The following is a 22,924-nucleotide window of genomic DNA, read 5'->3' as shown; positions in this document are numbered from 1 at the left end:
TAGTTTTAGAAATTTATTAAGTTTAATGTTTGATTTTCTGTTTGGTTATTTTTTTGAAGGCTATGCAGTTACAAGACACGTTGCTAGTTCAGCAGGTGTTTTTTTAAAGAATTGAAATCAAAAAAACTTAAAAGCCACATATATAGCGATTTAAAACCTAATCAAAAGTAATGTAATTGTGCAGTATAGAAGTTACACGATTTTGTAAAAGACTTACATTATTCACACATTGTTATTCTTTTACTGCTTTATTATGAAAAAAAAGAGGCTACCTCATAGGCAGCCTCTTTGAAAATTAATTTTGTTTTATTCTATTTTGGTTGTGTAACGGCATTCATTTGCAATGTAACAGCTGTTTGTGCTAACAACCTTCCGTTTATTGATGCACCTGTTTGTAAATTAATGGCGGTTTGTCCCAATATATTTCCTTCAAAATGGCTTGTCGTACCTAAGGTTACTGAATCCGTTATTTGCCAGTAAATGTTTTTTGCTTGCGCACCGTCAGCCAATGTAATTCTCACAGCCGAACTCATGTTGAGTGTTCCGGATATTTGAAATATCCAAACATCGTCTGGACCTCCTGCAATTGTAATATCAGTTGGTATTTTAACTGCACTGGTCCATTTATATAGGCCAGGGGTAAGTGTTTTACCTCCAATATTCCCAGCACCTAAATTCAAGAAATCGGGGTTTAATCGTCCTGCAGCGTCCGTGTATGCGGTTTGCATGTCACCTATCGCTGTAGTCAATCTAGTGGCATTAGTAAGTCTGCACGGAAGTGGACCTGCAGCATCAACTGTATATATTGTTCCTGTTACTTCTTCGCATTTCAGTAGAATGGCAGCGCCAGTTATTGGACTAGAACCAACATCACCGGTAACAGCGGATTTATAAACGTCTGTAATCCCTGTTTTTGATAGAATTGCGAAGTCTCCAGAAACTCCAAGGTTTACACCTTTTAATCCACCAATGTTTGACAGAGGCTCAATAGTTTTGGTTAGGGCATATGTTAGCGAAGACGATTTTTCAAGTGACGACATGTTAGTGCTTAAATCCTCTTCCATTTCGTTATTGCAACTAGACATAAAAACTATAAGTAGTAAGGCTAGAGTAGGTAATGCATTTTTAAATTTCATGACTTTGTTTGTTTAATTAGTGACTTATTTGCCACAAAACAAAGATGAACCCTTAATCTTTAAATATGTTATAACATTACTAACAAAAGTTGTATCATTGTGCTCTTATTAAAAAAAAGAGGTCGTATTTTTTAGGTTGTCGCTTATTCTGTAACACTCGTTAGCCGCATTTTTTATTTTATGTTTTTTTGGCTAACGCTACAATTTTATTGAATAATAATTTTTCATCAATGGGTTTAGCGATATAATCATCCATTCCCACTGCTTTACATTTTGTTAAATCTACTGTTGTAACATCGGCTGTCAGAGCAATTATTGGCACTTTTGAATTCATTGTATTACGAATATAATCTGTTGCTTCAAATCCATTCATTATGGGCATTTGCAAATCCATCAAAATAATATCGTATGATTTTGTTCGCAGCATTTCGATGGCAATTTTACCATTCTCAGCAATATCACGTTCAAACCCAAAATCATCCAATATTGTTTTCATCAATAATTGATTGAGCGGCATATCTTCCACTACCAAAATTTTTATATTTTTTACAGGTGTATCGAATCCTATTAAATTAGTTTCTAACTCAGTACCATTTTTTGTTTTTTGAAAAGGTAAAGTAAAACTAAAAGTAGAGCCTTCATCAATTTTACTTTTGACATGAATAGTCCCTCCTTGAGATGTTACTAATTGCTTAACGATAGCTAGCCCCAAGCCAGTTCCTCCATACAGACTGGAAGTCCCGTTGGTAGCCTGTTGAAAATTTTCAAATATTACATCTATATTGTCCTCTGGAATACCAATTCCACTATCAGTAATTGCAAATTCTATAATTACTTTTTGTTCATCTTCAAATAATAAATTGGTGCTAACCACAATTTTACCTTCCGAAGTAAATTTCACGGCATTACTTACCAGATTTAAAATAATCTGGTGTAATCTAATAGAATCCCCTAAAAGAATATCAGGTATTTTTTTGTCATAATTTGTTACTAATTTTAAATTTTTTTCCTGAATCTTTGTCGCAAACAATTGAAGCATTGAAGCTATGGAAACGGCCATTTTGAATGGTTTTTTTTCAAAAATCATTTTACCGGCATCTACTTTTGCTAAATCTAGGATGTCGTTAATCAATGCAATTAATGTATCACCACTCAATTTAATTGCATTTAAGTATTCTTTTTGTTTTTCAGATAATTCGGTTTTTAATATCACTCTGGTAAATCCAATGATTGCATTCATAGGAGTCCTGATTTCATGACTCATATTGGACAAAAATTGTTGTTTTGCTTTCATCGCATTTTCCGCAATTCGTGTGGCTTCTTCTGCTTTACTTTTTGCTTCTTCCGCTATTAAGGTGGCCAATTCTGCAAATACTTTTGATTCTATTAGTTCTGATTCAATTCTTTTTTGATCGGTAACATCTCGGGCAACAATAACTACACCCAGAACAGTTCCTCTATCATCTTTATAAACCGATCCGTTTAACAACACATCCGTAAGTTTGCCGCTCTTATGACGTAGTTTAAGTGGAGAATTGGTAATAAACCCTTTGGCGAACACTTCCTTATAAATCGCTCGAGCCTTTTCAGGTTCGGTAAAATACCCAAAAAAATCGGAACCTTTTAATTTCTCACGGGATAGCCCTGTAATATTTACAGTCGCACGATTCATATCTGTAATCTTGCCTTCATTATTTATGGTCGTCAAGGGATCAAGGCTAGCTTCAATAAGACTAAGGGAATATTTTTCTTTGAGATAATAACGAGAACGATCCGTTATGTCTTCAATAGCAAGAAGAATTAACTGTTCGCTATTCGTTTTTTGAATAATCAAATGAGCGTTAAGCAACATTATTCGTTCTCCGATTCCAGAAAAAGTGTGCGTCACTTCAAAATTTTCGAAACTACTATTTTTCGAAAGTATATCATTTAGAACGTCATGCAGTTTTGCAATATTCCATTGCTTATTTCCTAAATCAAATAATAATTTCCCTTCGGTTTCCTCTTTTTCAACCAGAAATTTTTTATAAAAAGATTTATTCGCTGATATTACATGAAAGTTCTTGTTGAGAATAAGCATTGGCTCATGAATGGTAGCAATAATTGCTTCTGAATATTCATACGATTCTATTAATAAATCATGACGCATTTGTAATTCCTGATTAGTAGAAATAAGCTCCTCATTGGTGGCTTCAATTTCTTCTTTTGAGGTTTCAAGCTCTTCGTTTAAGGTCTGAAATTCTTCATTTGAGGAAACTATCTCCTCATTTGCTGCTTGTAATTCCTCATAAATATTTTCTTGCGTTTCAATTATACCAATCATCTCTGCTCGAGTTGTATTTAGCTCCTCAGTCAGTTTTTTTATTTTTAGGTCTTGGAGTGTTGCTTTATTTTTATGGACAGAATCAGATTCAATATATTTTTCTACCAGTTCCTGTGGTTTAAAAACAATGAGTAGAAGCGGTTCTTCCCATTCAATTTTCAACGGGCAAACTTCAAATGACATTAATCGCAAAACAGATTCGATTTTTATTTCAATACCTGATTTGTATACGGATTTCTTTGTTTCGAGTGCCCTATTAATTGCATTACGGAGTTCAAAAGCAAATTCTGGTCGGGCCATTTTTAAAATATTAAGGCTGGCTTTACCGGACGCATGCTCGAGATAGGAGGAGACTGGGCCTCTAAACTGGAGGATATCCAAGTCTTTATTGACTACCGCACAGGCAGGCATATAACTGGAAAGAAGTGCTGAATCAATGGCGTTTTCTATACTTTCTTGATTTACACTTACGCTTTTAGAAGGCGGATTTGTTTTTTTACTGGACATAGTTGTTCGTGTAAAACGAGGTGTTAATTCAAGAATTTTTCTCACTCCCAAATTATTTTTTCGAGAATAGATTTTAAATTTATTATTTACTAAAGTAAAAAGTTGAGATGTTGTTCCAATACTTTCTGCTTTGCCAAGCATCAAATATCCGGTATCATTCAATGCAAAATGAAGGGATGTAAAGACTTTCTTTTGCGCGGCTGAATCAAAATATATAAGAACATTACAGCAACTAACAAAATCCATGCGCGAAAAAGGAGGATCGCGTAAAATATTATGAGGGGCAAATATGCACATTTCGCGAAGTTCTTTAACAATACGATAATTATCTCCCTCTTTAGTAAAAAAACGGGATAAATATTTTTTGGGGATGGCATCGACATCACCTTGAGAATATTCTCCATTACGGGCATTCCTGATTGCCGCTTCGCTTAGGTCTGTTGCAAAAATCTGAACGGGTATTTTATTCGTTTTCCCCTGCTGTAATTCCGCAACAATCATTGCAATAGAATAGGCTTCCTCTCCCGTTGAACATGCCGGAACCCATATGCGGAGGGTTTCTTCAGCAGTTTTACTCTTTAAAAGTTTTGTTAGAAGATTGGTTTTTAAAAAATTGAATGTTTCGGTTTCCCTAAAAAAACTGGTTACATTTATTAACAGGTCTGTATAAAGAATTTCAATTTCGTTATTTTTTTTGAGTAAAAGTTTTACATATTCTTCTATCGTTTTTATGCCATATTGTTGCATTTTATGGCTTATTCGTCTCTTAATTGTGGGCATTTTATAATGACTAAAATCCACACCAGTTTCTTTGAGTAATAGCTCAAAAATAGTATTAATATCAAAATTATTATTTTCAATATCAGCTTCTTTCTCTTTTGGTTTAGCGTTATTTGTACGAACACCATTTTTACTGATGCGAACTAATTCAGCAGCGATTTCCTCTGGTGATAAAATATAGTCTACGACCCCTGAAGAAATAGCTGATTTAGGCATACTGGCGGCTTGAGCCGTATCATCTTGCGCAAAGGTTATTCCACCTGCATCTTTAATGGCCTTAAGTCCAATCATACCATCACTAGCGTATCCGGAAAGTACCACTCCAATAACATTTTCTTTATGGGTTTCAGCAAGTGAGGAAAAGAGAACGTCTATGGTGAGGTTAGGAATATTTTTTTTAATCCTGGGAAGCAACCTAATGTGTCCGTTAATTACCTCAATAACTTTATTGGGAGGAATCACATAAACATTATTTGGCTCCATTTTTTCCATATTGTCAATTTCCTGTACTTTCATTTCAGTAATTTTGGAAAGAATTGAAGTCAGTAAACTTTTATGGTCTGGGCTTAGGTGCTGGACATAGATATATGCCATTCCGGTATCAGTTGGTAAATTTTTTAATAAGAGGCTAAAAGCTTCCAGTCCTCCTGCTGAGGCCCCTATCGCTACGACCGTAAAGGAGTTTGCTTTGGTCTCTTCTTTAAGTGTCATTTTTTTAGGTGAGGACTTTTTGGCTGATTCCATTTGTACTAATTTTGTATTTTTAATTCATAGTTGTAATGATTGACTATGAATTTTGTTAAAATTATTTCTTAAACCAATATTTTAATAAAAATAGATTTTTCAAACCTTTAAAACTTACTATTTATTCCAAATCTCACGTTTATTTATTTTCTGTCTTCAATTTGTAATAGTGAGATGGTCTTTTAATAAAGCCATAATGTATGGTTTTATTTTTGGGTTTTAGTAATTGTGTTTAGTTCCTCCTTTAATTCAGTACAGGCCTGAAGGCAAACTTCTTCAAGTTGCAGAACTAATTTAGGTATTTCCTCCGGTTTTTCTTGTGCGATTGCCAATTCCTGAATTTTTTTCGCCATATTTTCAAAATCAGAATTGATTCCCATTATAGAAAAAGAGGGTATCATTTTATGCGCGGCAGCAGCTAATAATTGCCAATTTTCCTGTTCTAAACTTTGTTTTATTGTGTTTATTAATTCCGGAGTTTGTGCTAAATATAACGATATCATTTCCATTATTAATGTTGGATTTGATTTTGTTCTATGATTTAAATAGTCTAAGTCAATGTATTTTATTTTTTCAACTGGAATGCTATTATTTTTACTTTCTTCTTTTGTATTCAGTTTATATTTCTTTATTAATCCTACAATTTTACTATATAATACTCTTTCATCAACAGGTTTGGCAATATAATCATTCATTCCCACGGATTTACATTTATCTACATCAACAGTTGTCACATCAGCGGTTATTGCGATAATAGGAATTGATGAATTCAGAGTGTTTCTAATATATTCTGTAGCTTCAAATCCATTCATTTCTGGCATTTGTAAATCCATCAAAATTATATCGTAGTGTTTTTCTTTTAGTTTTTCAATAGCTATTTTACCATTTTCACTAATATCGCAGGCAAATCCAAAATCATCCAAAAGTGTTTTTATAAGCAATTGATTCAGAGCAATATCTTCCACTACCAATATACTTATATTTTTCATATCTGAATCTATCTCTGTCAACTCATTTTCCAATGCTGCATCAGCATTTGTTTTTTGAAAAGGTAATGTGAAACTAAATGTAGAGCCTTCATTAATAGCACTTTTTACACGAATACTACCTCCTTGCGGTTCTATTAATTGCTTTACAATGGCAAGACCCAGTCCAGTCCCGCCATACAATCTTGAAGTTCCGCTGGTCGCCTGTTGAAAATTTTCAAATATGGTTCCAATTTTTTCCTCGGAGATACCAATTCCAGTATCTGTCACAGCAAATTGTAGAATCACTGCATCATCATCTTCATGCATTAAATCAACACTTATTGTAATTTTTCCTTTTGTTGTAAATTTTAATGCATTACTTACCAGATTTAAAATTACTTGGTGCAAACGAGCCGGATCTCCTACCAAAACATCAGGAATTTTACTGTCGTATTCCTTAATTAATTGTAAATTTTTTTCTTGAATTTTTGTTTCAAATAAATGAAGCATTGCTGAAATGGAAGACTTCATTTTGAAAGGTGTTTTCTCGAATGTCATCTTTCCGGCATCTACTTTTGCCAAATCGAGTATGTCGTTGATGAGTACGATAAGTGCATCACCACTTGTTTTAATAGCGTTTAAATACTCTTTTTGTTTACTTGTTAAATCTGTTTTTAGTACCACTTTAGTAAATCCAATGATTGCATTCATTGGGGTACGAATTTCATGGCTCATATTCGACAAGAATTGCTGTTTTGCTTTTACGGCATTTTCCGCAATGAAGGTGGCATTTTCTGCCTTTATTTTTGCTTCTTCGGCAATCTCTGTGGCTAGTTCGGCAAAAACTCTCGCCTCAATTAATTCAGTAGCAATTCTTTTTTGATCTGTAACATCTCTGGCAACGATTGCTACTCCTAACACATTTTCTTTATCATCTTTATATACCGATCCATTGAATAATACATCAATCAACTTGCCTTGTTTATGACGAAGTATCAGCGGAGAATCCGTTATAGATCCTTTTTCGAACACTTTCTGATATACTTCGCGCGCTTTTTGCGGTTCGGTGAAATAATCAAAAAAATCAGTTCCAATTAATTTTTCGCGTGAGACACCAGTTACTTTTACCGATGCATTATTCATATCTGTTATTTTTCCTTTGGGACTAATTGCAAATAAAGGATCATGACTTGCTTCAATAAGACTAAGAGAATATTCAGAAAGTAGTTTTTGAGCTGTAAGATCAGTATTAAGCCTTTTCAGTTGTTCCGCCTGAACTAATAATTCATTGTTTTTCTTATGTAAATCCACAAAAATGGAAACTTTTGCTTTTAATATTTCTGGGGAAAGCGGTTTAGTCATATAGTCGACCGCACCAGCCTGATAGCCTTTGAATACTTGCATTGAATTATCCATACTGGCCGTTAAAAAAATAATCGGAACGTGTTTGAGTTTTTCAATTTGGCGAATTAATTCTACGGTTTCGAATCCATCCATCAAAGGCATTTGCACGTCTATTAATATGATGGCGAAATCTTGTTGGTGCAACAGAATTTTTAAGGCTTCATTACCGGAATTTGCTTTTACACATAAATAGTTTTCATCAGAAAGAATTACTTCTAAGGCAAACAAATTTTCGGGAAGATCATCGACCAATAAAATTTTAACAGGGCTATTTATTTTCATTTATAATTGTAAAATAAAAGTTTGAATGTTGAATGTCCAGTAACGAATTTTTTAATCCCGACAAAAAGTGCTAACCTATAAGATTGGGAGTATTGCGGATTCGGTACGGTATTTTTATTATTTACTTAACCATACGCGCATCAATGACAGCAGGCGTTCTATGTCAATAGGCTTAGTTATGTAATCGTTGGCGCCTGCGTCAATACATTTTTGTTTATCGTCTTTCATGGCTTTTGCAGTAAGGGCGATTATGGGTAAGTTTCTGAATTTTATCTGAGATCGTATTCGTTTCATTGCTTCGTAACCGTCCATTTCAGGCATCATAATATCCATTAATACCAAATCAATGCCGGTATGCACATCTAGCATATCTAATGCATTCTTTCCGTTTTCGGATTTTATGATTTCCATTCCGCGTTCTTGCAATATTTTAGATAATGCAAAAACATTACGCATATCATCATCTACCAGTAATATTTTTTTGGAATGAAATATAGCTTCTTTATCGTACAGGTTATTTATAATTATTTGTTTCGATTTTGGTAAATTACTAATTGTTCGGTGCAGGAAAAGAGCTGTTTCATCCAGTAATCGTTCTTCCGATTTTATACCTTTTATAATAATGCTCTCAGCATATTTCTGAAGCAGATCATTTTCTTCTTTTGTAAGTTCTTTTCCGGTATAAACAATAATAGGAGACATGTTACGACCTTTTATATCTTCCAGTTTATGGATAAGGTCAAATCCACTCATGTCAGGCAGTCCAATGTCTAGTATAATACAATCGATATGATTCTGCTCATACAATGCTATAGCCTCTTTACCCGTTGCTGCTTCAAAACACTTTACATCACCATTGCCAATGAGTATTTTCATTGCTTTTCTGGAATTTTCATTGTCTTCTATAATTAGCAGATTTTTTATCTTTCTATTAACGAAATTTTCAATTCTGTTAAAAGCTTCTTCCAATTCATTTTTAGCTATTGGTTTCATCAGGTACTCTACCGCACCATCTCTGATTGGCTCCAGAGAGCGGTCGTTTGCCGAAATAATGTGTACCGGTATATGCCTTACGGATGGATTTGCTTTTAGCTCCTGCAATACTTGTTTTCCTTTGATTCCTGGTAAACCCATATCGAGAATGATTGCGTGGGGTCTGTATTTTGAAGCAAGTGATAAACCATCTTCTCCAGAAGCCGCCGATAAACATTTAAATCCTTTTTTGTTGGCTTGTTTTAAAAGTATAGAAGCAAAATTTCGATCGTCTTCAATTATGAGTACCACTATATCATCTGTATTTATTAAATTTCTGTCGTCTTCTATCGTGGCGTAGTTTAGATAGGTTGATTCATCTTTGAAGCCCGGTGTATATAAAGCCGGTTTCAATGGAGTTGTACTGACAGCTTCTTGTTCAGGGTTTATTTCCAGAGGAATAATAAGAGAAAAAGTTGATCCTTCGTCCAGATTGCTACTCACTTTAATTTCCCCTTCCAATAATTTTGCGAGTTCTCGTGAAATGGAAAGCCCTAATCCTGTACCACCATACTTTCTGGAAGTACCGCCTTCGGCTTGCTGAAATGCTTCAAATATGGCTATTTGTTTGTCTTGTGATATTCCAATCCCTGTATCAGAAACAGAAATATTCAAAGTAGTATCCGAATTTGGGGCAATAGCTATAGTTACACTTCCTTTTTCGGTAAATTTTATAGCATTGGATATGAGGTTCTTAAGTATCTGGTTCAAGCGTTGCGAATCGGTATAGATAAATTCTGGTAAAGCTGTGGACAATTTGCAAATGAGTTCCAATCCTTTTTGTTGTGCCTGATGCTTAAAATCACGAACAAGATGATCCGTGAAATTTTTTAGTGCTACTTTTTCAACAGTGATTGACATTTTTCCTGCTTCAATTTTAGAGAGGTCTAGTACTTCATTAATTAAAATAAGAAGATCATGGCCACTTTTGTAAATGATTTCTGCACTTTCAACCTGTACATCATCCAGGTTTTTCTTTCTGTTTTCTGATAGATCCTTTGATAGAATAAGCAAACTATTAAGCGGCGTTCTGAGCTCATGCGACATGTTTGCAAGGAATTCTGATTTATACTTGCTGCTAATCTCAAGTTGTTTTGTTTTTTGTTCAATGTCATTTTTAGAAGCTTCAACTTCTTTGTTTTTCTCCTCTAGTGATTGGGTTTGCTCTTCCAATTCTTCATTGGTCATTTGCAATTCTTCCTGCTGCTGTTTTAGATTTTGCGCTTGCTGTTCTAATTCTTCATTCAATTGTCTAAGTTCTTCCTGCTGCATTTGAAGTTCTTCAGCTTGAGTCGAAAGCTCTTTATTCGCAAAAATTAACTCTACAGCTCTTTTTTCTTTCTCATCACTTTGATAGGCAAGTTCTTTGTTGGCTATTCCTAATTCTACTGCCCGTTTTTCTTTTTCGTCATTTTGATAGGCTAATTCTTTGTTAGCAATTCCTAATTCTGCTGCTCGTTTTTCTTTTTCGTCATTTTGATAGGCTAATTCTTTGTTAGCAATTCCTAATTCTGCTGCCCGTTTTTCTTTTTCGTCATTTTGGTAGGCTAATTCTTTGTTGGCAATCCCTAACTCTGCTGCCCGTTTTTCTTTTTCGTCATTTTGGTAGGCTAATTCTTTGTTGGCAATTTCTAACTCTGCTGCCCGTTTTTCTTTTTCATTATTTTGGTAGGCTAATTCTTTGTTGGCAATGGCTAACTCTGCTGCTCTTTTTTCTTTTTCTTCCGTTTGTTGAACCGTATTAACGCTGATAGCGATACTGTTCATAGAAACATTGATGAATTCCTTCTCCGTTTCGGTGAAATCAGTAAGCTTGCCTATTTCTATTACACCTATCGTTTTACCTTCAAGTAAAAAAGGAGTTACAAGTACATTTTTTGGTTTTGCATTGAGAACGGATGAAGTGATGCGTATCTGATCTTCGGATATATCTGTTAGAGAAATTTGTTTCTTTTCCCATGCAGCCTGACCTATTAGTCCTTCATTTAATTTGAAATTTTCTTTACTGTCACCAGACGAAAAAGCAAATTTACCACCGAGCATCAGCATGTTTTCTTTATCATTCAAGAGATAAACAGCTCCTATATTAGCTTTTAAATAAGTGCATAAAAAACTGATGGTATTGTTTGCCAACTGTACTATACTTTGGTCTCCCATTAATTTTTTATTTAGTTCGGAGTTACCGGTAAGCAACCAGTTTTTGTTGGCAGTTTCTGACTCGGAATTTTTAAGAGCTTTCAAATTTGTCGCAACTATAGAATATACCACAACAAGAATCAGTATAATGACCAACAATAAAACAGCAAAAACAATATTAAACATACTGGCATCGTCTTTACTGATTTGTATTCTTTCGGTAAGTAAAGCGCGTTCTGATTCCTGTATTTTAGTAATTGTTTTCCTTATTTCATCTTGAATTTGTTTTCCTTCACCTGAGGTCACAAATGCTCTGGCTTTTTCAAAATCATTTTTGCTAAGGGCAATAGATTTGTTTAAATTGTCAAAACGCATTTTGAACACTTTCGCGAGTTTATCAATATTCTTTTGCTGATTCGGATTGTCTTTTGTTAATTCCTTTACTTTATTAAGTTGCTCGGTTACTTTTTTATTGGCAGTTGTATACGGTTCCAAAAAAATATCCTTGCCTGTAATGATATAACCTCTAACGCCTGTTTCTGCATCAACAGAAGACATTAGTATTTGTTCGAATTCATATAATACCTGATTGGAATGATTTACCAAAGCATTTGATGCGACAAATTTCTCACTGTTTTTAAAAGTGAAAATAGCAACTCCTAAAAGTACCAGGGCACATGTGATAAATGCTAATACTATTTTTTTTCCAAGGGTCATTTCCATTTTGTTATAGGTAAAGTTTTTGCTAATTATCTTTTTTGTTGATCCATTATTATTAGTACTTCTGCAATGTCCTCCAATGATAAAACATAATCAGGTACAATAGCTTTAATTGCTGATGCCGGCATGTAAGCCGATTCTGCTGTTTTAGGGTCCTGAATAATGGCCAGACCCCCACACTGCTTTATTCGTTTAATACCTTCTGTTCCGTCATAATTAGAGCCGGTGAGTACCACTCCAATTAATTTGTTTGTATAAGCCTCGGCCGCCGTTTCGAACAATACATCAATTGATGGCCTTGCAAAACTTACGCGTTGATCTATAGTAAGCGAAAAGGTTTTATCCTTTTCGATTAGCAGATGATAATTGGGTGGAGCAAAATAAATTTTACCTTTTTCAATTTTCTCTTTTTCATCTGCTTCTTTTATATCGAGATGGCTTTTTTCATTTAAAATTTTTATCCAATTACTATCGGAATGAGCACCTAAATGCTGCACTATGATAATTGGTATATTGAAATGGACCGGTAAGGCTGCGAATATAATTTTCAAAGCATTAAGGCCACCAGAAGAAACCCCTATTACAATTGCATCATATTGCATTTAATATTTTTTTTTAAATATGCGTTGTTTTGTATCCAATTCAATATATTCCTGATGCAAATCGGTAAATCGTAAACTTTCTTTCGATCCTAAACATAAAACGCCACCATTAATGAGACTGTGATAAAAAAGGGTTTGGACTTTATTTTGTAAATTTTTATCAAAATAGATTAGTACATTTCTGCATAATATCAATTGCACTTCTGCAAATACGCTGTCGGTGACCAAATTATGATTGGCCCAAACAATGTTTTTTTTCAATGATTGATTCATAATGACGTTATCATAATTTGAAATATAATAACTAGAAAAAGATTCTTTTCCTCCCGACAGTTGATAGTTGGAAGTGTATTCTTTAATCATTTTGTTAGAGAAAATTCCATCTTTTGCACGGTTTAAAGCCATCTGGTTGAAATCTGTAGCATAAATGGTAGTTCTGTCATAAAGGCCTTCTTCCTGCAGAAGAATAGCCATAGAATAGGCCTCTTCTCCTGTTGCACAGCCAGCATGCCATATTTTTATAAAAGGATATGTTTTTAAAATTGGGATGACCTTTTCCCGCAGTGCTCTATAAAAGACAGGGTCCCGAAACATTTCGGTTACTGTTATTGATAAATCCTGTAAGAGTTCGGAAGCAAATGTTTCATCATTCAGAACCTTTGCTTGCATTTGAGAAATATCTTCGAATCGCGATACCGCCATCCTGTTCATAATCCTGCGCCTGATATGTGCTTGGGAATATTCTCTGAAATCATAACCGTATTGCCGATAGATAGCTTCCAGAAGCAATGAAATTTCCAGATCTGATGTGTCTTTATACCGCATTTTTTTAAAATAAATTTGGTTTAATTTTGACCAAATCAGGAGTGATTAATCGAATCTGTTGATGAAATTGAAAAGGGATTCTGTAGTAAAGATTACATACGATCCATATACCAATTTAATTCTTTTTGCATTTTTTGATATTGAAAAATAGCAGTGATTATTTTTTGCAATCGAACAAAAGCAGTTTCACTTTTTACTACGTAATCAAATGCCTTATGATGCATACAGTTTATGGCTACTTCAATTTTATCTTGTGAAGATAGCATAATAACTGGAATTTCTGAATTGAAAGCTTTTACTTTATCTAAAGTTTCAAGGCCATTCATGGCATTCTCTACAATACCATCAAGTTGATAGTCTAGTATTACTATATCGGGATTATGGGATAAATTTGCAATACAGAGTTCTCCCGTAGGATAGGTTTCAACTATAAAGTCAGCATTGTCCAGAAATTCAATTTCTAAAGATTTTAAAAATAATGCATCATCATCTACAAGAAATATTTTTACTTTATTGTCGTTATTCATTATATGGTATTTTTAATTATATTAAGTTCTTCTTCTAATTCGCTGCAGGCTTGTAAACAAACTTCTTCAAGTTGGAGAACTAAGTCGTGTATTGCTTCTGATTTTTCTTGCGTACTTGCAAATTCCTGAATTTTTTTTGCTATATTTTCAAAATTAGGACTGATTCCCATTATTGAAAAAGAGGGAATCATTTTATGCGTTGCGGCACCTAATAAAGACCAATTTTGATCTTCTAAACTTTGTTTGATTGTAGTTATTAATGGGGGTGTCTGTGCCAAATACAACGATATCATTTCCATCATTAAAGCTGGATTTGATTTTGTTCTTTGATTTAGATACACCAAATCAATGCACTTTATTTTTTTCTTTGTAGTGTCTTTTTCTTCTAATTTTTCATTAAGTTTCGCACTAAGTTTTGTAAGTTTTGGTTTCTTTAAGATACCAACTATCTTACTATACAATAGTTTTTCGTCCACCGGTTTCGCAAGATAATCATTCATTCCCACCGCTTTGCATTTTGCTAAATCAACGGTAGTGACATCAGCCGTTAAGGCAATAATTGGAATTTTTGAATTCATCGTTTTGCGAATGTATTCTGTAGCTTCAAATCCGTTCATTTCTGGCATTTGTAAGTCCATCAGAATGATATCGTAGTCTTTGTTTTTTAGTTTTTCGATGGCTATTTTACCATTTTCGGCAATATCACGATCAAAACCAAAATCATCTAAAAGTGTTTTCATTAATAATTGATTGAGCGCAATATCTTCAACCACTAACACTTTTATATTTTTTATTTCTGTATCTAATTCCATCAGCTCATTTTCTAATTGTGCATCGGCATTTGTTTTTTGAAAACTTAGGGTAAAACTAAATGTTGAACCTTCATCTATAATACTCTTTACACGAATAGTGCCCCCTTGCGGCTCTACTAATTGTTTTACAATAGCAAGACCTAATCCTGTTCCCCCATACAATCTGGAGGTTCCGCTGGAGGCTTGTTGAAAATTGTCAAATATTTTCCCTATTTTATTTTCAGGTATACCAATTCCTGTATCAGTTACCGCAAATTCGATAACTGCTTTATCATCATCTTCATGTAATAAATGAACGCTTACCGTAATTTTTCCGTCTGCGGTAAATTTTACGGCATTACTGACCAGATTTAAAATAATTTGGTGCAAACGTACAGGGTCACCTATAAGAACAGCAGGGATTTTATCGTCATATTCCGTAACCAATTGTAAGTTTTTTTCTTGAATTTTTGTTTCAAATAAATGAAGCATTGCTGATATGGAAGACTTCATTTTGAAAGGTGATTTCTCAAAGGTCATCTTACCGGCATCAACTTTTGCCAAATCAAGTATGTCGTTGATCAGTACTATTAGTGCATCACCACTCATTTTAATTGCGTTTAAATATTCTTTTTGCTTATTTGATAAATCGGTTTTCAATACCACTTTTGTAAATCCAATAATTGCATTCATCGGGGTACGAATTTCATGACTCATATTGGACAAAAATTGTTGTTTTGCCTTTACTGCATTTTCTGCTATAATAGTAGCATTTTCAGCATTTATTTTTGCTTCTTCGGCAATTTCTGTAGCTAATTCAGCAAAAACTCTCGCCTCAATCAGTTCTGTAGCAATTCTTTTTTGATCTGTTACATCTCTGGCAACAATAACTACACCGAGAACATTTCCTCCATGATCTTTATAAACAGAACCGTTGAATAATACGTCTGTTAGTTTCCCGTCTTTATGACGAAGTGTTAGTGGAGAATCAGCAACAGAACCTTCAGCAAATACTCCCTGATAAACCTCACGTGCTTTTTGTGGTTCAGTGAAATAATCAAAAAAATCAGAACCAATCAATATTTCACGATTGATACCCGTAATTTTTACCATGGCCTCATTGATATCAGTAATCTTTCCTTTGGTATTTATTGTAATCAAAGGATCCAGACTTGCTTCAATCAGACTAAGAGAATATTGCGAAGATAATTTTGCAGTATAGCTGAGTGCTTCCAGTTCTTTATTCGCAATTTTTTGTTTTACTTTTTCTTTATTTTGAAATAGAAGCTCTTTGTTAGCAATGATTAATTCGTTTGCCCGCTTTTCTTTCTCATTGTTTTGAAACAGAAGTTCTTTGTTGGCAATAATTAATTCAGCAGCTCTTTTTTCTTTTTCGTCGTTTTGAAAAGCAAGTTCTTTATTAGCAATAACTAGCTCTGCAGCTCTTTTTTCTTTTTCGTCGTTTTGAAAAGCAAGTTCTTTGTTCGCAATTACTAACTCTGCGGCCCGTTTTTCTTTTTCGTTGTTTTGAAAAGCAAGTTCTTTATTAGCGATAACTAATTCTGCAGCCCGTTTTTCTTTTTCATCATTTTGAAACAGAAGTTCTTTATTGGCAATGATTAATTCATTAGCCCGTTTTTCTTTTTCGTTATTTTGAAATACCAGTTCATGGTTAGCGATGATTAGTTCGGCAGCACGCTTTTCTTTTTCATTGTTTTGATGCGCCAGTTCTTTATTTGCAATTTGTAAATCTAATGCCCATTTTTGTCCTGCCATATCTCTTGCAACAATAACTACTCCTAAAACATTTCCCTGACTGTCTTTATAAACGGAACCGTTGAATAATACATCAGTCAATTTTCCATTTATGTGTCTAAGGGTAAGCGGAGAATCAGCTACAGAGCCCTTTTCAAATACTTCCTGATAGACTTCACTCGCTTTTTGTTTTTCAGTAAAATAATTAAAGAAATCGGAACCGGTAAGTTCTTTTCGTGATACACCTGTGATGTTCACTAATGCTTCGTTCATATCGGTAATCTTGCCTTCGGTATTTATGGTAACCAATGGATCAAGACTTGCTTCAATCAGACTTAGTGGATATTGAGAAGCTAATTTTTCAGCAGCTATTTCCCTTGCTGCTGCAAAAATCCCTAGAACATTTCCTTCCTTATCCTTATAAACGGAGGCAGTATATAAGACATCGGTTAATTTTCCGTTTATATGTTTTACCGTTAGCGGATAGTTTGCAATGAATCCTTTTTCAAAAACCTTTTGATATCCTTTTTTTGCTTTCTTTTCTTCAGTAAAATAATCAGAAAAGTCTGTACCTATCAATGCTTCTCTTGAAACTCCAGTCATTTTTATGGAAGCCTCATTAACATCAGTAATTTTTCCTTCGGAACTAATAGTAACGAAAGGGCCTAAATTGGCTTCAATTAAATTTCTGGTATGTTGAGATTTGTGCATGCTTGTACGTTACAATTTATTCATTTATATTTCCAATTTCTTCAATTGGGTTTCTTCTTTTATCTTTCAATTGTTTAAAATGAGAAGGGGAGAGCCCCGTAACTTTTTTAAATTGACTGGATAGGTGAGCAACACTGCTATAATTCATTTTCCAGGCGATTTCAGTAATATTCAATTCGCCATAGATAATTAATTCTTTTATTCGTTCGGTTTTATGGGAGATGATAAATTGCTCAATTGTTGTTCCTTGTACTTCTGAAAATAAGTTGGACAAGTAAGTATAATCGTGGTTTAATTTTTCACTCAGATAATCAGAAAAATTTACTTTTATATTTTCAGTGGAATGATGGACCATTTGAATAATCACATTTTTTATTTTCTCAATTAGCATTGCTTTCTTATCATCCATTAGTTCAAGTCCTGAATCTAATAGTGCCAGTTTAAGTTTTCCTCTTTGATCCATGGAAATATTTTCCATAATTTCGACTTCGCCTAAATCAACAACAATGAAGTGTAGCCCAAGTTTTTTTAATTCCTCTTTTACCGCCATTTTACAGCGATTACTGACCATGTATTTGATATATAGTTTCAAATTATTTTTTTTAACAGATTATGTAAAAATCCAATATATTTCATTAAAAAAACTTATATAACTTAGGAATAAAGTTATATAATTCACACATTATTAATACAAGATCTTTGTAATAATGCAGAGCTCGGTAAACAAAGAATAATTAAAAAGAGACTCGTTTTAAGATCCGGTCCATTATTAAGTTTTAATTTTTTATAAATTTACGAATAAACTCCGAAAAAGTAGGGTTAGTGTCTTTTTTAAACGTTGTACTGCTGTGAGACAACACTATTTTCCCATAATAGCCTAAGAAATTTTGTCAGCTATTGATTAGTTTTAGCTGGAAATTTTTTAAAATTATTGGATCAGTTGGTTTTTGATTCGAAATTAGTATTGATATAAAGCTTTTATTTCTAAAGCCGTAGTGTGCTTTTTTTTGGCTTCATCTGTCGCTGTAGAAAAGTATGTTTTTTGATTAACGGCAGTAAAATTGCCTGTCTGACTACTATATTTACCGCTATTTCCTTTGATGTTGAAACGGATAGATTGAATATCAATATTTTTTATTTTATTCATTTCTAAAGGCGAAAGGGAGTAATACGATACAATCTGATTTTCTTTGTTTTCCCTAATACCCTTGTCGGAACAGGTAATAATAAAATTATCTGCCAGATATATATACGAAGTTCCTGCGATGTTGAATGCTGGGTTTGTAGTTTCAACAGCTAATTTCAGGATTCCTCCTTTTTCAGTTTTTGCAATTTGAATCGAGGCAGCTCCAGTCAAGGCGTATTTTTCACAAATAAAAGACCAAGAGTTGGTAGCTCGATAGGGTTTAGAACCTTTAAAACTCAGTGTTTCTTGGCTTGTTGCAGCAATGGTTGCGATACATAATAAAAAAAGCAGGATTTTTGGATTCATTTATTCCGTTTATTTTTTAGGCTATTTGTTTTGAAACGTATCTACCCAATCCAATGATTTTATAGAAGAAACTTTATTTTCTTGATTTATTGAAACGCGAAGTTCTTTGTTGGCTACTTTCTTTGTATATAATGCTTTGTAGCGGAAAATGGTAGCCTGATCACTTTTATTTTTGTAGATTTCAACGAGTTGTAGGTCTTTGAAAGTTCCATAAAACTGACGGAATTTGGTACATGTTTTTGTTAATCTTTCCTCGGTTGTATTTTTAATTACCGAAGCGGTTGCTTCACTTTCGTTAAAAGGTTTAAACTTTGAGGTATTGCAAGTCATTAAAACTCTTTTTCCTAATACATAAGCTTTGTCTTTTTGAGCTTCACTGACTTCAGAAAAGGATAGTTTGACTATGGCTTCTTCAGGAACAGGGGCGATAACAACAGTTTTTGATTTACAACCAATAAGCAAAATGATGCTTAGAATAAGAATTATTTTTTTCATAATTTATGTAATTTTTAATAATAGGTTCGGATTGGGGCAGTTTTCTAAATAATAATTCAAGTCACTGATGCTGCAAACACCAGGGTAATCTCCGAAATTACATCCAATGTTTTTTATAATTTGAAAATGTAAATGTGGTGAATAATCGCCATTAATTGCTGAAATACCCAAAGTTGCTATTTGCTGACCTTTTTTGACAACCTGTCCAATTTCAATTTCAGTAATACTTTCTAACGAAAGATGACCGTATAAAGTATAAAAATTTTGATTTTCTATTTTATGTTCTAAAATTATGGTTGGACCATAATCTCCTAAACCAGCATTGTAATTAAAACTGTGAATAGTTCCATCAAGCGCTGCTAACACAGGAGTTCCAGCTTTTACCCATAAATCTAATCCAATATGGATATTTCTTTCCTCCGTTTTAAGATCATTAAAAACGGTACTTCGTTTGTATAAATTACGTTGTTCATTATATCCTCCGAAGGCTACTTGTGTTTTGGTGGCCATTAAATAATTTTCAATATATTTCTCGAATTCAATTGAACTGCTAACATCCAATTTTGACAATTCAATATTAAGAATTGATAAATCTAAAGGAATATAGTTTTTATAAGCAATGGAATCATCTATCACTTTGACATTTTGTATGCTTCTTAAAATAGTTTCCAAAGTGTTCATTACTAATTATTTTTAATAAAGTTTAAATTAATATAAAAAATGCCAACATAAAAAATTTACATTGGCATTATAACTTTTAATTAAGAAAATAGTAGGATGTTATTTTTTAATCTCAACTGCTGCTTCACCACCGGAAACCTTAACACTGGTTTTTGTACCACCATCTTTAGTACTAACATTTACACCGTCAGTACTAACTTTTATAGACGTACTGTCTTTCGCTTCTCCAGAAACTGTTGTAGTTTTAGTTGTTGTTGTTTCGCTTGAGTTTTCTACTTGCGGAGTATAAGGTTTGTCATCTTTTTCCCTACAGGAAACAATTGCAATCAATGACAGTATTCCTAAACAAAGGGCTATTTTTCTCATTTTATTTTATGTATTATAGTTATTAACTACTGAATTGATTCACAATTTACTGATTTAATTTGTAAACGGAGTATTGTACCCCTTTAAAAAAAAATCCCAACCGAAAATACGATTAGGATTTCAATGTATAAATAATTTAAGTTTTAATACAAACTAGGGTATTTCGAAGGATTTACTTCATTCATCATGGCATACACTTTTTCAAAAATATCTTCAGTAGACGGTTTTGAAAAATAGTCACCATCTGTGCCATAAGCGGGTCTGTGTGCTTTTGCAGCCAAGGTTTGCGGTTTGCTGTCTAAATAATTATAGGCGTCTTGCTGTTCTATAATTTGTTGTAAAATATACGCTGAAGCACCTCCTGGAACATCTTCGTCAATTACTAAAAGACGATTTGTTTTGGCAATACTTTTTACTACATCTTGATTGACATCAAATGGGAGTAAAGATTGTAAATCGATAATCTCGCAATCAATGCCTACTTCCAATAATTCTTTTGCAGCTTGCTGCACTAATCTCAAAGTGGAACCATATGAAACCAGGGTAATATCAGTACCTTCTTTCAAAGTTTCAACAACACCGATCGGAGTTTTGAATTCACCATAATTCAACGGCATTTTTTCTTTTAATCGATAGCCATTCAAACATTCGATTACTAAAGCAGGTTCATCACATTCCAATAGGCTATTATAAAAACCAGCGGCCTGGGTCATGTTTCTTGGAACCAAAACATGGATTCCTCTAACGGCATTTATAATCATTCCCATAGGGGAGCCAGAATGCCAGATTCCTTCCAAACGATGACCACGTGTTCGTATGATTAGTGGCGCTTTTTGCTTGCCGACAGTACGGTATCTCAAGGTCGCCAAGTCATCACTCATGATTTGTATAGCGTACAATAAATAATCTAAGTATTGAATTTCAGCAATAGGGCGCAGACCTCTCAAAGCCATTCCAATACCTTGACCAATAATCGTTGCTTCACGAATTCCTACATCGGCAACACGAAGTTCTCCGTATTTTTCCTGCATTCCTTCTAAACCTTGGTTTACATCACCAATGTTTCCTGCATCTTCACCAAAAATTAGTGTTTCAGGATATTTTGTAAAAATTGCATCAAAGTTGTCGCGCAAGATCATGCGACCATCCGTATCTTCTTTTGCGTTTTCAGAATATTCAGGTAGAATTTTCTCTACTGAGAACACATTTAAATCCGTTTCCGAGAATAAATTGCTACTGAATTTCTGTTGTGTTTTGGTTGTGTAGGAAGTTATCCATTGTGATAGCGCTTCTTTTCCGATTTCGTTCAGTACTAAACGCAATACTTTTCGGGCAGTTACAAGAATCTCTTTTTTCAAAGGCGACTTTATACTGTTTAAATCGGTTATCAGTTTTAGTATTCTTTCTTTATTGATACTCGTTTCGGCTATTTTTTGTAATAACGAAACAAGCTCTTTTTGTTCTTCAACGATAGGCTCAATAAAAGCATTCCATGCCGCTTTTTTAGCTTCAAATACATCTTTCTTTGCTTGTAAATCAATTGCTTCAATTTCTTCTGGAGATGCAATATTGATAGCAATCATCCACAGTTTCATTTGACGCAGACAATCAAAATCTTTTTCCCATGCCAATCGATTTGAGTCTTTATATCGCTCATGAGATCCTGAACTGGAATGTCCTTGTGGCTGAGTCAATTCATTTACATGAATGAGAACCGGAATATGTTTTTCACGAGCAATAGCCGCTGCTTTTTCATAAGTAGCAACCAGGTCGGCATAATCCCAACCTTTTACTTTTAATATTTCGAAACCATTGGTGTCCTTTTCTCTTTGGTATCCTTTTAAAATTTCTGAAATATTTTCTTTGGTTGTCTGATGTCTTGCATGAACCGAAATTCCATACTCATCATCCCAAACACTCATCACTATAGGAACTTGTAAAACACCGGCAGCATTTATAGTCTCAAAGAATAACCCCTCAGATGTACTTGCATTTCCAATTGTTCCCCAGGCAATTTCATTACCATCCACAGAAAAATTTGCAGCATTGGTAATTCCTGAAACTTGGCGGTATATTTTTGATGCTTGTGCTAATCCCAGTAATCGTGGCATTTGTGCCGCGGTAGGAGAGATGTCAGCACTTGAATTTTTTTGTTTGGTTAAATCTTTCCAAGATCCGTCTTCATTCAAACTGTGCGTTGCAAAGTGACCGCCCATTTGTCGTCCTGCGGACATTGGTTCTTGATCAATATCAGTATGTCCATATAAACCTGCAAAAAATTCCTGCATGGTTAATTGACCAATGGCCATCATAAAAGTTTGATCACGGTAGTAACCGGAACGGAAATCTCCATTCTTGAACGCTTTTGCCATTGCTAACTGAGGTACCTCTTTTCCATCGCCAAATATTCCAAATTTAGCCTTTCCAGTCAATACTTCTTTGCGTCCTAACAGGCTACATTCCCTGCTAATAGTGGCTATTTTATAGTCACTTAATACTTCAGTTTTGAAATCTTCAAATGTCAGGGTAGTATTGATTTTTTCTTTTATCATAATTGAAAGTATAACTTTGAGCTGCAAATTTAATTAAAAACTAGCTATTTTCATAATTCATTAAAAGAAATATAATTTAATTATTAGTAGTCAAT

Annotated in this window: 14 protein-coding genes; all 14 read right to left on the bottom strand. The window is 33.9% G+C overall.

Annotation, left to right across the window (positions count from 1 at the left end; translation table 11 throughout):
• Positions 1–311: 311 nt before the first annotated feature.
• Complete coding sequence (locus ACNQGN_RS11340) at positions 312–1,136, bottom strand: ice-binding protein (RefSeq protein WP_417987942.1); 825 nt, start codon at positions 1,134–1,136, stop codon at positions 312–314.
• Between the two features lie 178 nt (positions 1,137–1,314).
• Positions 1,315–5,490 (bottom strand): CheR family methyltransferase, encoded by a 4,176-nt coding sequence (locus tag ACNQGN_RS11335; RefSeq protein ID WP_417987941.1) that lies wholly within the window; start codon positions 5,488–5,490, stop codon positions 1,315–1,317.
• A gap of 206 nt (positions 5,491–5,696) precedes the next feature.
• Positions 5,697–8,144 carry a response regulator gene (locus tag ACNQGN_RS11330; RefSeq protein ID WP_417987940.1) on the bottom strand — a complete coding sequence of 816 codons (2,448 nt, stop codon included), beginning with the start codon at positions 8,142–8,144 and terminating at the stop codon, positions 5,697–5,699.
• Positions 8,145–8,261: 117 nt separating this feature from the next.
• A complete protein-coding gene (locus ACNQGN_RS11325; protein ID WP_417987939.1) occupies positions 8,262–12,035 on the bottom strand; it encodes a response regulator in 3,774 nt (1,257 codons plus the stop codon).
• A gap of 26 nt (positions 12,036–12,061) precedes the next feature.
• Entirely contained in the window at positions 12,062–12,634 is a 573-nt protein-coding gene (locus tag ACNQGN_RS11320) for a chemotaxis protein CheB (RefSeq protein ID WP_417987938.1), read from the bottom strand.
• Positions 12,635–13,459 carry a CheR family methyltransferase gene (locus tag ACNQGN_RS11315; protein ID WP_417987937.1) on the bottom strand — a complete coding sequence of 275 codons (825 nt, stop codon included), beginning with the start codon at positions 13,457–13,459 and terminating at the stop codon, positions 12,635–12,637.
• Positions 13,460–13,551: 92 nt separating this feature from the next.
• Positions 13,552–13,986, bottom strand: a complete 435-nt coding sequence (locus ACNQGN_RS11310; RefSeq protein WP_417987936.1) for a response regulator — start codon at positions 13,984–13,986, stop codon at positions 13,552–13,554.
• Complete coding sequence (locus tag ACNQGN_RS11305; protein WP_417987935.1) at positions 13,986–17,243, bottom strand: PAS domain S-box protein; 3,258 nt, start codon at positions 17,241–17,243, stop codon at positions 13,986–13,988. Before ACNQGN_RS11305 ends, ACNQGN_RS11310 begins: the two co-directional genes overlap by 1 nt.
• Before the next feature lie 16 nt (positions 17,244–17,259).
• Positions 17,260–17,814 carry a helix-turn-helix domain-containing protein gene (locus ACNQGN_RS11300; RefSeq protein WP_417987979.1) on the bottom strand — a complete coding sequence of 185 codons (555 nt, stop codon included), beginning with the start codon at positions 17,812–17,814 and terminating at the stop codon, positions 17,260–17,262.
• A 387-nt stretch (positions 17,815–18,201) separates the two neighbouring features.
• Positions 18,202–18,735 (bottom strand): hypothetical protein, encoded by a 534-nt coding sequence (locus ACNQGN_RS11295; RefSeq protein WP_417987934.1) that lies wholly within the window; start codon positions 18,733–18,735, stop codon positions 18,202–18,204.
• A 21-nt stretch (positions 18,736–18,756) separates the two neighbouring features.
• The gene (locus ACNQGN_RS11290) at positions 18,757–19,230 is read right to left on the bottom strand and encodes a hypothetical protein (RefSeq protein ID WP_417987933.1); all 474 of its coding nucleotides are present in this window, start codon (positions 19,228–19,230) and stop codon (positions 18,757–18,759) included.
• A gap of 3 nt (positions 19,231–19,233) precedes the next feature.
• Positions 19,234–19,911, bottom strand: coding sequence for a peptidoglycan DD-metalloendopeptidase family protein (locus tag ACNQGN_RS11285; RefSeq protein ID WP_417987932.1), 678 nt, complete (start codon positions 19,909–19,911; stop codon positions 19,234–19,236).
• Between the two features lie 99 nt (positions 19,912–20,010).
• Complete coding sequence (locus ACNQGN_RS11280) at positions 20,011–20,277, bottom strand: hypothetical protein (protein ID WP_417987931.1); 267 nt, start codon at positions 20,275–20,277, stop codon at positions 20,011–20,013.
• Between the two features lie 143 nt (positions 20,278–20,420).
• Positions 20,421–22,829: an alpha-ketoacid dehydrogenase subunit alpha/beta gene (locus ACNQGN_RS11275; protein WP_417987930.1), complete on the bottom strand. Its 2,409-nt coding sequence runs from the start codon at positions 22,827–22,829 to the stop codon at positions 20,421–20,423.
• Positions 22,830–22,924: the final 95 nt, after the last annotated feature.

Origin of the sequence: Flavobacterium rhamnosi, from assembly GCF_048286515.1 — a bacterium.
GTDB lineage: Bacteria > Bacteroidota > Bacteroidia > Flavobacteriales > Flavobacteriaceae > Flavobacterium.
Note: the sequence above shows the minus strand (reverse complement) of the source record. Positions and strands in the feature narration are given on the sequence as shown.

Coding starts and splice junctions, on each gene's coding strand:
- ACNQGN_RS11280 (WP_417987931.1), bottom strand. CDS start 20,277: ATGAGAAAAATAGCCCTTTGTTTAGGAATACTGTCATTGATTGCAATT.
- ACNQGN_RS11335 (WP_417987941.1), bottom strand. CDS start 5,490: ATGGAATCAGCCAAAAAGTCCTCACCTAAAAAAATGACACTTAAAGAA.
- ACNQGN_RS11285 (WP_417987932.1), bottom strand. CDS start 19,911: ATGAACACTTTGGAAACTATTTTAAGAAGCATACAAAATGTCAAAGTG.
- ACNQGN_RS11295 (WP_417987934.1), bottom strand. CDS start 18,735: ATGAATCCAAAAATCCTGCTTTTTTTATTATGTATCGCAACCATTGCT.
- ACNQGN_RS11305 (WP_417987935.1), bottom strand. CDS start 17,243: ATGCACAAATCTCAACATACCAGAAATTTAATTGAAGCCAATTTAGGC.
- ACNQGN_RS11320 (WP_417987938.1), bottom strand. CDS start 12,634: ATGCAATATGATGCAATTGTAATAGGGGTTTCTTCTGGTGGCCTTAAT.
- ACNQGN_RS11290 (WP_417987933.1), bottom strand. CDS start 19,230: ATGAAAAAAATAATTCTTATTCTAAGCATCATTTTGCTTATTGGTTGT.
- ACNQGN_RS11340 (WP_417987942.1), bottom strand. CDS start 1,136: ATGAAATTTAAAAATGCATTACCTACTCTAGCCTTACTACTTATAGTT.
- ACNQGN_RS11275 (WP_417987930.1), bottom strand. CDS start 22,829: ATGATAAAAGAAAAAATCAATACTACCCTGACATTTGAAGATTTCAAA.
- ACNQGN_RS11300 (WP_417987979.1), bottom strand. CDS start 17,814: ATGGTCAGTAATCGCTGTAAAATGGCGGTAAAAGAGGAATTAAAAAAA.
- ACNQGN_RS11325 (WP_417987939.1), bottom strand. CDS start 12,035: ATGGAAATGACCCTTGGAAAAAAAATAGTATTAGCATTTATCACATGT.
- ACNQGN_RS11315 (WP_417987937.1), bottom strand. CDS start 13,459: ATGCGGTATAAAGACACATCAGATCTGGAAATTTCATTGCTTCTGGAA.
- ACNQGN_RS11330 (WP_417987940.1), bottom strand. CDS start 8,144: ATGAAAATAAATAGCCCTGTTAAAATTTTATTGGTCGATGATCTTCCC.
- ACNQGN_RS11310 (WP_417987936.1), bottom strand. CDS start 13,986: ATGAATAACGACAATAAAGTAAAAATATTTCTTGTAGATGATGATGCA.